This is a genomic window from Pseudomonas sp. PICF141, from assembly GCF_002286815.1.
Lineage (GTDB): Bacteria > Pseudomonadota > Gammaproteobacteria > Pseudomonadales > Pseudomonadaceae > Aquipseudomonas.
On the sequence record NZ_MUNM01000073.1, the window covers coordinates 1 to 13,700 of the forward strand.

The window sequence follows — 13,700 nt, forward strand, 5'->3', positions numbered from 1 at the left end:
AATTGGTGCCCAGAAGAAGACTCGAACTTCCACGACCTTGCGGTCACCAGCACCTGAAGCTGGCGTGTCTACCAATTTCACCATCTGGGCAGTATCGGCAGCGCGTGTGCGTCGTCGATGGCGCGCACTATACGGAGCGTCTTTTTAACTGTAAACCCCCGGCATAGAAAAAACCTGGAAAATTTCTCCAGTGGTATTCAAATCAGCTTTGCGATGTCGATAAAGGGCTTTAGATGGGCTGTCATAGCCTGAAATTTCCCGTTTCATTACGCCTATGCCAAACTAACCCGCATATAGACAAGGTGAAAACTCTCTAATGGCCGATTGGCAGTCCCTCGATCCCGAGGCCGCTCGTGAAGCGGAAAAATATGAAAACCCTATTCCTAGCCGCGAACTGATCCTTCAGCACCTTGCTGATCGAGGCTCGCCTGCTAACCGCGAGCAACTGGTCGAAGAGTTTGGTCTGACCACAGAAGACCAGATCGAAGCCCTGCGCCGCCGCCTGCGCGCCATGGAGCGCGACGCTCAACTCATCTATACCCGTCGCGGCACCTATGCGCCGGTGGACAAGCTCGACCTGATCCTGGGCCGCATCAGCGGTCACCGCGACGGCTTCGGCTTTCTGGTCCCGGACGACGGCAGTGACGACCTGTTCATGAGCCCGGCGCAAATGCGTCTGGTATTCGATGGCGATCGTGCCCTGGCGCGTGTTTCCGGCCTGGATCGTCGCGGTCGCCGTGAAGGCATGATCGTCGAAGTGGTGTCCCGTGCCCACGAGAGCATCGTCGGTCGTTACTTCGAAGAGGGCGGTATCGGTTTTGTCGTCGCGGACAATCCGAAGATCCAGCAGGAAGTGCTGGTGACGCCGGGCCGCAACGCCAATGCCCAGATCGGTCAGTTCGTCGAAGTGAAGATCACCCATTGGCCGACGCCACGCTTCCAGCCGCAAGGTGACGTGGTCGAAGTCGTGGGTAACTACATGGCGCCGGGCATGGAAATCGATGTCGCCCTGCGCACCTACGATATTCCGCACGTCTGGCCTGAAGCGGTGCTCAAGGAAGCCGCCAAGCTCAAGCCGGAAGTCGAAGAAAAAGACAAAGAGAAGCGCATCGACCTGCGCCATCTGCCGTTCGTGACCATCGACGGTGAAGATGCGCGCGACTTCGATGACGCGGTCTACTGCGAAGCCAAGCCGGGCAAGCTGCGCCTGTTCTCTGGTGGCTGGAAGTTGTACGTGGCGATTGCCGACGTTTCCAGCTACGTGAAAATCGGTTCGGCGCTGGATAACGAATCCCAGGTTCGTGGCAACTCGGTGTACTTCCCCGAGCGCGTCGTGCCGATGCTGCCAGAGCAGCTGTCCAACGGCCTGTGCTCGCTGAACCCGCATGTCGATCGCCTGGCCATGGTCTGCGAGATGACCATCTCCAAATCCGGCGAGATGACCGACTACTGCTTCTACGAAGCGGTGATCCACTCCCATGCGCGCCTGACCTACAACAAGGTCAGCGCCATGCTGGAGACGCCGAAAGCCGCTGAAGCACGTCAGCTTCGTGGTGAATACACCGACGTTCTGCCGCATCTCAAGCAGCTGTATGCGCTGTACAAGGTTCTGCTCGCGGCCCGTCACGTGCGCGGCGCGATCGATTTCGAAACACAGGAAACCCGGATCATCTTCGGCTCCGAGCGCAAGATCGCCGAAATCCGTCCGACCGTTCGCAACGACGCCCACAAGCTGATCGAGGAATGCATGCTGGCCGCCAACGTGGCCACTGCAGAATTCCTCAAGAAGCACGAAATCCCTGCGCTGTATCGCGTCCACGATGGCCCGCCACCGGAGCGTCTGGAAAAACTGCGCGCCTTCCTTGGCGAACTCGGCCTGTCCCTGCACAAAGGCAAGGATGGTCCGTCGCCGAAGGATTACCAGGCGTTGCTGGCCAGCATCAAGGACCGTCCGGATTTCCACCTGATCCAGACTGTCATGCTGCGTTCGTTGAGTCAGGCGGTGTACAGCGCTGATAACCAGGGCCACTTCGGCCTGAATTACGAAGCCTATACCCACTTTACTTCGCCGATTCGTCGCTACCCGGATTTGCTCACGCACCGGGCGATTCGCAGCGTCATCCATTCGAAAATGGACACCCCGCACGTTCGCCGTGCCGGCGCGATGACCATTCCGAAAGCGCGCATCTATCCATACGACGAAGCGATTCTGGAGCAGCTCGGCGAGCAGTGCTCGATGAGCGAGCGCCGTGCCGACGAAGCGACCCGCGACGTAGTGAACTGGCTCAAGTGCGAGTTCATGAAGGATCGCGTGGGCGAATCGTTCCCGGGTGTGATCACCGCCGTGACCGGTTTCGGTCTGTTCGTCGAGCTGACTGACATTTACGTCGAGGGTCTGGTGCACGTCACCGCGCTGCCGGGTGATTACTACCACTTCGATCCTGTACACCACCGCCTGGCCGGTGAGCGTACCGGTCGCAGCTTTCGCCTTGGCGACACCGTTGAGGTTCGCGTCATGCGAGTCGACCTTGACGAGCGCAAGATCGACTTCGAGATGGCTGAAAAAACCATCAGCGCGCCGATCGGCCGCAAGAAGCGTGGGGCTGAAACTGCTGCTCCGGCTACCAAATCCACCGCAGAACCGGCGCCGGCGAAAACCGGCCGTCGTCCTGCCAAGGAAAAGGCCGTCGAAGCCTATCGCCCGAGCGATGCCGCGGCAAAAAACGCCGAGTTGCGTAAAAGTCGGGAAATGAAACAGGCGTTGCTGGCTGAAGCGAAAAGCGGTGGTAAAGCGGCGTCTGGGGGAAAGACCGGGCGGTCGGCGCCTGACAAGGCCTCCGGCGGCAAGCCAGCTAAACCGAGCAAACACCGTAAAGGCCCGCCCAAAGCGGGTTCTGCACCCGCCGCCAGAAGCGGCGGGGCGCGTAAACCTAAGGCCAAGTCATGAGTCAGTTGGAAAAAATCTATGGCGTGCACGCTGTAGAAGCGTTGTTGCGTCACCACCCAAAGCGCGTCAAACAGATCTGGCTGGCTGAAGGCCGCAGTGATCCGCGGGTGCAGACGCTGATCGGACTCGCTGCCGAAAATCGCGTAGCGGTCGGTCAGGCTGAACGTCGTGAAATGGATGCGTGGGTGGAAGGCGTGCACCAGGGCGTTGTCGCGGAGGTGAGTCCGAGCCAGGTCTGGGGCGAAGCGATGCTCGACGAATTGCTCGACCGTACCGAAGGCGCACCGCTGTTGCTGGTGCTCGATGGCGTGACCGATCCGCACAACCTTGGCGCTTGCCTGCGCTCGGCCGATGCCGCCGGCGCGCTGGCAGTGATCGTGCCCAAGGACAAGTCAGCCACGCTGACCCCGGTGGTACGAAAAGTCGCTTGTGGTGCCGCGGAAGTGATTCCGCTGGTGGCCGTGACCAACCTGGCGCGCACTCTGGAAAAACTTCAGCAGCGCGGTTTGTGGATTGTCGGTACGGCGGGTGAGGCTGAGGTCAGTATTTATGACCAGGACCTGACCGGCCCGACCATTCTGATCATGGGCGCTGAAGGCAAAGGCATGCGTCGCCTGACCCGCGAGCATTGCGACTACCTGGTGAACCTGCCGATGGCGGGTAGCGTCAGTAGCCTCAACGTGTCCGTGGCAACCGGTGTCTGCCTGTTCGAGGCCCAGCGCCAGCGTGGTGCCAAGGCCAAGGCGGCTGCCAAGAAGTCCTGATTCAGCGGTAAACCCCCTCCTGTGGGAGCTAGCAGGCTAGCTCCCACAGTGGTTTGTGTTTTGGGCAAATAATCGTGATTGTTCAAATAATCACCAATTGCCTTGCGCCTCTCTCGCCCCTTCTCTACAATTGCGCCCCTTGCTGTGACGGCAGGCACGCATGTGTCTATCGCAAGCAAGTCCATAAGTGTCATTCACTCCTTGTCTGACCGCTTTTGAGCGGCAGGCTACAACCCGTAAGGAGCATTCATGCGTCATTACGAAATCATCTTTTTGGTCCACCCGGATCAAAGCGAGCAAGTCGGCGGCATGGTTGAGCGTTACACCAAGCTGATCGAAGAAGACGGCGGCAAAATCCACCGTCTGGAAGATTGGGGCCGTCGTCAACTGGCCTACGCAATCAACAATGTTCACAAGGCTCACTACGTGATGCTGAACGTTGAATGCACTGGCAAGGCCCTGGCCGAGCTGGAAGACAACTTCCGCTACAACGATGCAGTGATCCGTAACCTGGTCATCCGTCGCGAAGAAGCCGTTACCGGCCAATCCGAGATGCTCAAGGCTGAAGAAAACCGCAGTGAGCGCCGTGAGCGTCGCGACCGTCCTGAGCACTCCGACGCTGATAGCGTTGATGGTGATGACAGCGACGCCAGCGATAACGCTGACGAGTAATCCACGGACCTTTTGAGGAGCCTATTACATGGCACGTTTCTTCCGTCGTCGTAAATTCTGCCGCTTCACCGCTGAAGACGTGAAAGAGATCGATTACAAAGATCTCAACACTCTGAAAGCTTACGTATCCGAGACCGGCAAAATCGTTCCAAGCCGCATCACCGGTACCAAAGCTCGTTATCAGCGTCAGCTGGCCACCGCTATCAAGCGCGCCCGCTTCCTGGCCCTGCTGGCCTACACCGACAGCCACGGCCGCTGAGACCGGGCAGTCGACACGTAGCAAAGGATTGAATGCATGCGCGCCTTAGCTGAGTTCATCATGCGCGGCCGTATGCAGGCCACTCTGGTAGTGGCCGGATGTGCAACGTTGCCGTTGTTGTATTGGTTGGGTGCTGCCGCAGGAAGCCTTGTGCTCCTGCGGCGCGGATTGAAGGACGCCATGGGCGTTCTTGCTCTGGGGCTGCTGCCGGCGTTGATCTGGTGGCTTTACTCCGACGACCCACGGGCACTTCTGGTGCTGCTGGGGTCTTCGAGCCTTGCGTTGGTTTTGCGCGCAAGCGAGTCCTGGAACCGCGTGCTGCTGGTCAGCATAGCGATGGGATTGGTGTTTTCAGTGGTGCTGGGGGCGGCTTTTGCGCCCCAGATCGAGATGCTGGCGCAGGCTTTGATAAAAGTCATGCCGTCGCTACTCGGTGATGCCTACCAGCAATTGTCGGTAGACGAGCAAGCGCGTTTCGCGTCCCTGATTGCACCGGTCCTGACCGGCCTGATTGCGGCTTTGTTGCAAATCGTCAGTGTGCTGAGCCTGATTGTCGGGCGCTACTGGCAGGCGTTGTTGTACAACCCGGGTGGTTTTGGTCGCGAGTTTCGCGCCATCCGAATCCCGCTTTTACCGGCGATGTTACTGCTGGTGTTGATGCTTCTGGGGCCTAACTTAGGCTCGCAGATGGCCATGTTGACACCGTTGTGCAGTGTACCGTTGGTGTTCGCCGGGCTGGCCCTGATTCATGGGCTGGTGGCGCAAAAGCGACTGGCCAAGTTCTGGCTGGTGGGGTTGTACGTCACGCTGTTGCTGTTCATGCAGCTGATCTATCCGTTGCTGGTGGTCTTGGCCATCGTCGACAGCCTGATTGATTTTCGCGGTCGTTCGGCACCCAAAGATGCCGATAGCGCGAACGGTGAAGGTTAAAAGTTAAGAGGATTTTCACATGCAACTGATCCTTCTGGAAAAAGTCACCAACCTGGGCAACCTGGGTGACAAAGTGAACGTTAAGGCTGGTTACGGTCGTAACTACCTGCTGCCTTACGGCAAAGCTACCGCTGCGACCGCTGCCAACCTGGCTGCGTTCGAAGAGCGTCGCGCTGAGCTGGAAAAAGCCGCAGCAGACCGTAAAACTTCGGCTGAAAGCCGTGCCGCCCAACTGGCTGAGCTGGAAGTGACTATCACTGCCACCGCTGGTGACGAAGGCAAGCTGTTCGGTTCGATCGGCACCCACGACATCGCTGATGCACTGACCGCCTCTGGCGTTGAAGTTGCAAAAAGCGAAGTTCGTCTGCCGAACGGCACCATCCGCAACGTAGGCGAATTCGACGTAGCCGTGCACCTGCACGCCGAAGTTGAAGCCACCGTACGCGTTGTCGTGGTAGCAGCTTAAGCAGCACTTGTCGGCTGGCACCCTCGGGTGCTTGCCGGTAACATCGGGCACGATCCTGTTTACAGGTCGTGCCCTTTGTCTTTCTGCCGTTCCTGATTTTCATCATCCCTGCTTTTCCTGACAAACCAAGTGGCCATGAACGATATTTCCGCTCCCGAGCAATACGATCTGCAAACCGCTGCCCTGAAGGTGCCGCCGCATTCCATCGAGGCCGAACAGGCCGTGCTCGGTGGTCTGATGCTGGACAACAACGCCTGGGAACGCGTGCTCGATCAAGTCTCCGACGGCGATTTCTATCGGCATGACCACCGCCTGATCTTCCGGGCCATCGCCAAGCTGGCGGACCAGAACTCCCCGATCGACGTCGTGACCCTTGCCGAGCAACTGGACAAGGAAGGTCAGACCTCGCAAGTCGGTGGCCTCGGTTACCTGGGTGAGCTGGCGAAAAACACACCGTCCGTCGCCAACATCAAGGCCTATGCGCAAATCGTTCGTGCGCGGGCGACGTTACGGCAGTTGATCGGCATCGCCACCGAAATTGCCGACAGCGCTTTCAACCCGGAAGGCCGCACGGCTGAAGAGATTCTCGACGAAGCTGAGCGGCAGATTTTCCAGATCGCCGAGGCCCGGCCCAAAACCGGCGGCCCGGTGAGTGTGAATGACCTGCTCACCAAGGCTATCGACCGCATCGACACCTTGTTCAACACCGACAACGCCATTACCGGCCTGTCCACCGGTTATACCGACCTCGACGAGAAGACCAGTGGCTTGCAGCCTGCCGACCTGATCATCGTCGCCGGCCGTCCGTCCATGGGTAAAACCACCTTCGCAATGAACCTGGTGGAAAACGCCGTGTTGCGCAGCGACAAGTGCGTGCTGGTTTACTCGCTGGAGATGCCAGGCGAATCGCTGGTCATGCGTATGCTGTCGTCCCTTGGGCGTATCGACCAGACCAAAGTCCGGGCCGGTCGTCTGGATGACGACGATTGGCCGCGCCTGACCTCGGCGGTCAACTTGCTGAACGATCGCAAGCTGTTCATCGACGATACGGCCGGTATCAGCCCCTCGGAGATGCGCGCACGGACCCGGCGTCTGGTGCGTGAACACGGCGACATCGCCCTGATCATGATCGACTACCTGCAGTTGATGCAGATTCCAGGTTCCGGCGGCGACAACCGGACCAACGAGATTTCCGAGATCTCCCGTTCCTTGAAAGCCCTCGCCAAGGAATTCAACTGCCCGGTGGTGGCGCTGTCCCAGCTCAACCGCTCCCTGGAACAACGACCGAACAAACGCCCGATCAACTCCGACCTCCGGGAATCCGGAGCGATCGAGCAGGATGCTGACGTGATCATGTTCGTGTACCGGGATGAGGTGTATCACCCGGAAACCGAGCATAAAGGCATTGCCGAGATCATCATCGGCAAACAGCGGAACGGCCCGATTGGCACGTCACGACTGGCGTTCATCGGTAAATACACTCGCTTTGAAAACCTGGCGCCAGGCAGCTACAACTTCGACGACGAGTAAGTTGTGTAGTGCCTGACAGGGCCTCTTCGCGGGCAAGCCTCGCTCCTGCAGACCATGTGTCGTTCGCGCAATCGTGATCCAACGCAAAATCTGCAGGAGCGAGGCTTGCCCGCGAAGGGGACGACACTAATTTCCGACCATAGCGGTCGGAATTGGTTGTTTTTTGTGCTATATTCCGCGCCCGCGAAATTCAATGAAAGCCAACACCGGTTATCGACATGCAAGCAGCCAAGCCGTTATTTGACTATCCCAAGTACTGGGCCGAATGTTTCGGGCCAGCGCCATTCCTGCCGATGAGCAGGGAGGAGATGGATCAGCTTGGCTGGGATTCCTGCGACATCATCATCGTCACCGGTGATGCCTACGTCGACCACCCGTCGTTCGGCATGGCGATCATTGGCCGACTGCTGGAAGCCCAGGGCTTCCGCGTCGGGATCATTGCGCAGCCGAACTGGCAGTCCAAAGACGACTTCATGAAGCTCGGCGAGCCGAACCTGTTCTTCGGTGTCGCGGCCGGCAACATGGATTCGATGATCAACCGCTACACCGCCGACAAGAAAATCCGTTCGGACGATGCCTACACCCCCGGTGGCCTGGCGGGCAAACGTCCGGACCGCGCGAGCCTGGTTTACAGCCAGCGCTGCAAGGAAGCCTACAAGCATGTGCCGATCGTGCTCGGTGGCATCGAAGCCTCCTTGCGCCGCATCGCTCACTACGATTACTGGCAGGACCGGGTGCGCAACTCGATCCTGATCGACGCCTGCGCCGACATCCTGCTCTACGGCAATGCCGAGCGTGCAATCGTCGAAGTCGCCCAGCGTCTGTCGTTCGGTCACAAGATCGAAGACATCACCGATGTGCGCGGCACCGCGTTCATTCGTCGTGATACGCCAAAAGACTGGTTCGAGATCGACTCCACGCGCATCGACCGTCCGGGCAAGGTCGACAAGATCATCAACCCCTACGTGAACACCCAGGACACCCAGGCTTGCGCCATCGAGCAGGAAAAAGGTCCGGTCGAAGACCCGAACGAAGCGAAGGTCGTGCAATTGCTGCCGAACCCGCGCCTCACCCGGGAGAAAACGGTCATCCGTTTGCCGTCGATGGAAAAAGTCCGTGGTGACTCGGTGCTCTACGCCCACGCCAACCGAGTGCTTCACCTGGAAACCAACCCGGGCAACGCCCGCGCCCTGGTGCAGAAGCATGGCGATGTGGATGTCTGGTTCAATCCGCCTCCGATTCCGATGACCACTGAAGAAATGGACTACGTGTTCGGCATGCCTTACGCACGGGTCCCGCACCCGGCGTACGGCAAGGAAAAGATTCCTGCCTACGACATGATCCGCTTCTCGGTGAATATCATGCGTGGCTGCTTCGGTGGCTGTACGTTCTGCTCGATCACCGAGCACGAAGGCCGGATCATCCAGAACCGTTCCGAAGAGTCGATCATTCGCGAAATCGAAGAGATCCGCGACAAGGTGCCAGGCTTCACCGGAGTGATTTCCGACCTCGGCGGCCCGACCGCGAACATGTACCGCATCGCCTGCAAGAGCCCGGTCATCGAATCCGCGTGCCGCAAGCCGTCCTGCGTGTTCCCGGGCATCTGTGAAAACCTCAACACCGACCATTCGTCGCTGATCCAGCTCTATCGCAGCGCCCGTGCCTTGCCCGGTGTGAAGAAGATCCTGATCGCATCCGGCCTGCGTTACGACCTCGCGGTCGAGTCGCCGGAATACGTCAAGGAACTGGTGACTCACCACGTCGGTGGTTACCTGAAGATCGCCCCGGAACATACCGAGGAAGGTCCGCTCAACCAGATGATGAAACCGGGCATCGGCAGCTATGACAAGTTCAAGCGCATGTTCGAGAAGTACACCAAGGAAGCCGGGAAAGAGCAGTACCTGATTCCGTACTTCATCGCCGCTCACCCGGGTACCACCGACGAAGACATGATGAACCTGGCCCTGTGGCTCAAGGGCAACGGTTTCCGTGCCGACCAGGTGCAGGCGTTCTACCCGTCGCCGATGGCCACCGCCACCGCGATGTACCATTCGGGAAAAAACCCGCTGCGCAAAGTCACTTACAAGAGTGACGGCGTGACCATCGTCAAGAGCGAAGAACAGCGTCGTCTGCACAAGGCGTTCTTGCGTTATCACGACCCCAAAGGCTGGCCGATGCTGCGCGAAGCGCTGACCCGCATGGGCCGCGCCGACCTGATCGGGCCGGGCAAGAATCAGTTGATCCCGCTGCATCAGCCGGCGACCGACAGCTACCAGAGCGCCCGTCGCAAGAACTCGACACCGGCTGGCAGCCATAAAGTGGCCGGGGAAAAGACCACCAAAATCCTGACCCAGCACACCGGCCTGCCACCGCGCGCCAGTGATGGCGGTAACCCGTGGGACAAGCGTGAACAGGCCAAGGCAGCGGCATTCGCCCGCAACCAGCAAGCGGCCAAGGAACGCAAGGATGCGGCCAAAGGCAAAGGACCCAAGCCTGCGCGCAAGCCGGTAGTGCCGCGCTAAGTCTGGTTTTGAGCTGAACAGAACGCCAACCTTCGGGTTGGCGTGATCGTTCCCACGCTCCGCGTGGGAATGCCTCAAGGGACGCTCCGAGTCCAGTGACGCGGAGCGTCACGGGCTGCATTCCCACGCAGAGCGTGGGAACGAGTCATGGCTGACGGTCCCGTTCGCCACATTTGCGTGCAACTCTCCCCAATCAATTTCCCGCATCGCCCGATTTTGGTGCTGTACTGCCCTGAGCAAATCTGTGAAAACGCCAGCCTGCCGGATGGCATAAGTCTTGCGCGCTTTCTTTAACGCTTAAGGCTCGCAGGAGGCACGCCGTGTCGATACATGTCGCATTGCATCATGTCACGCATTACCGCTACGACCGCGCCGTCGAGCTCGGTCCACAGATCGTTCGCCTGCGCCCGGCTGCCCATAGCCGCACGCGGATACTGTCCTATGCACTGAAAGTCTCGCCCGAGCAGCACTTCATCAACTGGCAACAGGACCCCCAGGGCAATTACCTGGCGCGGTTAGTGTTCCCGGAGAAAACCGATGAGCTGCGGATCGAGGTCGACTTGCTGGCCGAGATGGCGGTGTTCAATCCGTTCGACTTCTTCCTCGAGCCCTACGCCGAAAAGATCCCTTTCGCTTACGCCGCGGATGAGCGCAAAGAGCTGGCGCCGTACCTGGAAACCTTGCCCCTGACGCCGAAATTCAAGGCCTATCTGGAGGGCATCGATCGCACGCCGCTACCCAGCGTGGATTTCCTGGTTGCGCTCAACCAGCGCCTCAGCGAAGACATCGGCTATCTGATTCGCATGGAGCCCGGCGTACAGACTCCGGAACACACCCTCGAACAGGCCTCCGGTTCCTGCCGCGACTCGGCGTGGCTGCTGGTGCAGTTATTGCGCAATCTCGGTTTGGCGGCGCGTTTTGTGTCCGGCTACTTGATCCAGCTGACCGCCGATGTCAAAAGCCTTGACGGTCCTTCGGGCACCGAAGTGGATTTCACCGACCTGCACGCCTGGTGCGAAGTCTATTTGCCCGGCGCTGGCTGGATCGGCCTGGATGCGACTTCAGGGCTGTTTGCCGGTGAAGGACACATTCCGTTGGCGTGTAGTCCCGATCCATCCTCTGCGGCACCGATCAGTGGCTTGGTGGAACCGTGCGAGTGCGAATTCACCCACGAAATGTCGGTCGAGCGGATTTGGGAAGCGCCGCGAGTCACGAAGCCCTACACCGAAGACCAATGGCTGGCCATTCAGGCATTGGGTTGGCAGATCGATGCCGACCTGCTCGAAGGCGATGTGCGCCTGACCATGGGCGGTGAGCCAACGTTCGTGTCCATCGATGACCCGGACGGCGCCGAGTGGAACACCGCGGCGCTCGGGCCGGACAAGCGTCGCCTGTCCAGCGAACTGTTCCAGCGCATGCGCAAGCGTTATGCGCCCAAGGGATTGGTGCATTTCGGTCAGGGCAAGTGGTATCCCGGCGAGCAACTGCCGCGCTGGTCGCTGAACAGCTACTGGCGTCGCGACGGCGTGCCAATCTGGCACAACAGCGCGCTGATCGCCGATGAGCAGGAAGACTATGGCGCCGATGGCGAGTTGGCCGGGCGTTTTCTGGCGAGTGTCGCCGAACGCCTGAAAATTCCGACACGCTTTGTGTTCCCGGCCTACGAAGACAATTTCTATTACCTCTGGCGCGAAGGCGCTTTGCCGCAGAACGTCAGCGCCGAAGACTCACGGCTGGAGGAACCGTTGGAGCGGGCGCGTCTGCGTAAAGTCTTCAATCAGGGCCTGGACAAGGTGATCGGCCAGGTCCTGCCGCTGGCGCGTACCGCCAAGGGCGATCAGTGGCAAAGCGGTCGCTGGTATCTGCGGGAAGAACATTGCCGATTGGTGCCAGGGGATTCGCCGCTGGGGTATCGCTTGCCACTCGGTTCGCAGCCCTGGGTGAAGGCAGCGGAGTATCCGTTCATTCACCCTGTCGACCCGAATCAGGATTTCCCTGAGCTGCCAGGCACTGACCAGTTACAGCATCACGCTCAACCACAAACGGCTAACGAGCGTGCGCCAAAGATCGACGAGTCCGCTGACTGGCTGACCCGCACCGCCTTTTGTGCCGAAGCGCGAGAAGGCCGGTTGTACCTGTTCATGCCGCCGCTGGAGCGGGTCGAGGACTATCTGGAGCTGGTCTGCGCCATCGAAGCCACCGCCGAGGAATTGCACTGCCCAGTGTTGCTGGAAGGTTATGAACCGCCAAGCGATCCGCGCCTGAGCAACTTCCGCATTACACCGGATCCGGGCGTGATTGAGGTCAACGTCCAGCCGTCCGCCACTTGGGATGAGTTGGTGGAGCGCACCGAGTTTCTTTATGAAGAGGCGCGCCAGACGCGACTGACCACCGAGAAGTTCATGATCGATGGCCGGCACACCGGCACCGGCGGCGGCAATCATTTCGTACTGGGTGGCGCGACTCCGGCTGACTCACCGTTTCTACGGCGTCCCGATCTGTTGCGCAGCCTGATCAGCTACTGGCACAACCACCCGTCCTTGTCCTATCTGTTTTCCGGATTGTTCATCGGCCCGACGTCTCAGGCACCGAGGGTGGATGAGGCGCGCAACGATTCGCTGTATGAACTGGAGATCGCCTTCGCCCAGATGCCAAAGCCAGGCGAGGAGTGCCCACCATGGTTGGTGGATCGCTTGCTGCGCCATTTGCTGATCGACGTGACCGGCAACACCCACCGTGCCGAGTTTTGCATCGACAAACTTTATTCGCCGGACGGCGCCACCGGACGCCTCGGATTACTGGAGCTGCGAGCCTTTGAAATGCCGCCCCATGCGCGCATGAGCCTGACGCAGCAATTGTTGCTGCGGGCGCTGGTGGCACGGTTCTGGCGCGAGCCTTATGCACCGCCGAAACTGGCGCGCTGGGGCACAGCGCTGCATGACAGATTCTTGTTGCCGCACTTTATCGAGCAGGATTTCGCCGACGTCATCGTCGACCTCAATGCCGCCGGTTATCCCGTGCGGGCCGAGTGGTTCGCGGCGCATCTGGAGTTCCGTTTTCCCAAAGTCGGCGACTATGCCGTCAGCGGCATCAAACTGGAGCTGCGGCAGGCGCTCGAGCCCTGGCATGTACTCGGCGAGGAAGGTGCGGCAGGGGGGACGGTGCGTTATGTGGATTCGTCGCTGGAGCGTTTGCAGGTCAAACTCAGCGGCCTGCCGCCTCAGCGATATCTGTTGACGTGCAATGGCATTGCGGTGCCGCTGCAACCCTCGGGTCGGGTCGGTGAGTTCGTCGCCGGCGTTCGCTTCAGGGCCTGGCAACCGGCCAACTGCCTGCAGCCGACCATCCCGGTCCACGCGCCACTGGTGTTCGACCTGCTCGACACCTGGATGGGGCGCTCGCTGGGGGGCTGTCAGTACCACGTCGCCCACCCGGGCGGGCGCAACTACGACAGCCTGCCGGTGAACGCCAATGAAGCCGAGAGCCGGCGGATGGCGCGTTTCTTCCGTGTCGGACACACGCCAGGAAAACTTCCTGTACCCAATCTGGAAATTAACGACGAGCTACCGATGACTCTCGATTTACGACGTTTCTAAACCGTACGCGACGC

9 protein-coding genes and 1 tRNA gene are annotated in these 13,700 nt (G+C 59.7%); 9 read left to right on the forward strand and 1 reads right to left on the reverse strand.

Annotation, left to right across the window (positions count from 1 at the left end; translation table 11 throughout):
- Nucleotides 1-3: 3 nt before the first annotated feature.
- A tRNA-Leu gene (locus BZL43_RS20655) sits at nt 4-90 on the reverse strand.
- A gap of 226 nt (nt 91-316) precedes the next feature.
- Here BZL43_RS20655 and rnr point away from each other — a divergent pair.
- The 9 genes from rnr (at nt 317) to BZL43_RS20700 (ending at nt 13,686) form a co-directional block, all read left to right on the forward strand.
- Entirely contained in the window at nt 317-2,947 is a 2,631-nt protein-coding gene (gene rnr, locus BZL43_RS20660; RefSeq protein ID WP_095634016.1) for a ribonuclease R, read from the forward strand.
- Entirely contained in the window at nt 2,944-3,711 is a 768-nt protein-coding gene (gene rlmB, locus BZL43_RS20665) for a 23S rRNA (guanosine(2251)-2'-O)-methyltransferase RlmB (RefSeq protein WP_095634017.1), read from the forward strand. Before rnr ends, rlmB begins: the two co-directional genes overlap by 4 nt.
- A 249-nt stretch (nt 3,712-3,960) precedes the next feature.
- Entirely contained in the window at nt 3,961-4,383 is a 423-nt protein-coding gene (gene rpsF, locus BZL43_RS20670) for a 30S ribosomal protein S6 (protein ID WP_095052890.1), read from the forward strand.
- Between the two features lie 28 nt (nt 4,384-4,411).
- Nucleotides 4,412-4,642 carry a 30S ribosomal protein S18 gene (rpsR, locus tag BZL43_RS20675; RefSeq protein ID WP_002551829.1) on the forward strand — a complete coding sequence of 77 codons (231 nt, stop codon included), beginning with the start codon at nt 4,412-4,414 and terminating at the stop codon, nt 4,640-4,642.
- A gap of 36 nt (nt 4,643-4,678) precedes the next feature.
- Complete coding sequence (locus tag BZL43_RS20680) at nt 4,679-5,572, forward strand: hypothetical protein (RefSeq protein WP_095634018.1); 894 nt, start codon at nt 4,679-4,681, stop codon at nt 5,570-5,572.
- A 19-nt stretch (nt 5,573-5,591) separates the two neighbouring features.
- On the forward strand, nt 5,592-6,038 hold the full coding sequence (rplI, locus tag BZL43_RS20685) for a 50S ribosomal protein L9 (RefSeq protein WP_003197251.1): 447 nt from the start codon (nt 5,592-5,594) through the stop codon (nt 6,036-6,038).
- A 135-nt stretch (nt 6,039-6,173) separates the two neighbouring features.
- Nucleotides 6,174-7,568 carry a replicative DNA helicase gene (gene dnaB, locus BZL43_RS20690; protein WP_095634019.1) on the forward strand — a complete coding sequence of 465 codons (1,395 nt, stop codon included), beginning with the start codon at nt 6,174-6,176 and terminating at the stop codon, nt 7,566-7,568.
- A gap of 218 nt (nt 7,569-7,786) precedes the next feature.
- Nucleotides 7,787-10,090, forward strand: a complete 2,304-nt coding sequence (locus BZL43_RS20695; protein ID WP_095634020.1) for a YgiQ family radical SAM protein — start codon at nt 7,787-7,789, stop codon at nt 10,088-10,090.
- Between the two features lie 320 nt (nt 10,091-10,410).
- A complete protein-coding gene (locus tag BZL43_RS20700; protein ID WP_095634021.1) occupies nt 10,411-13,686 on the forward strand; it encodes a DUF2126 domain-containing protein in 3,276 nt (1,091 codons plus the stop codon).
- Nucleotides 13,687-13,700 lie beyond the last annotated feature (14 nt).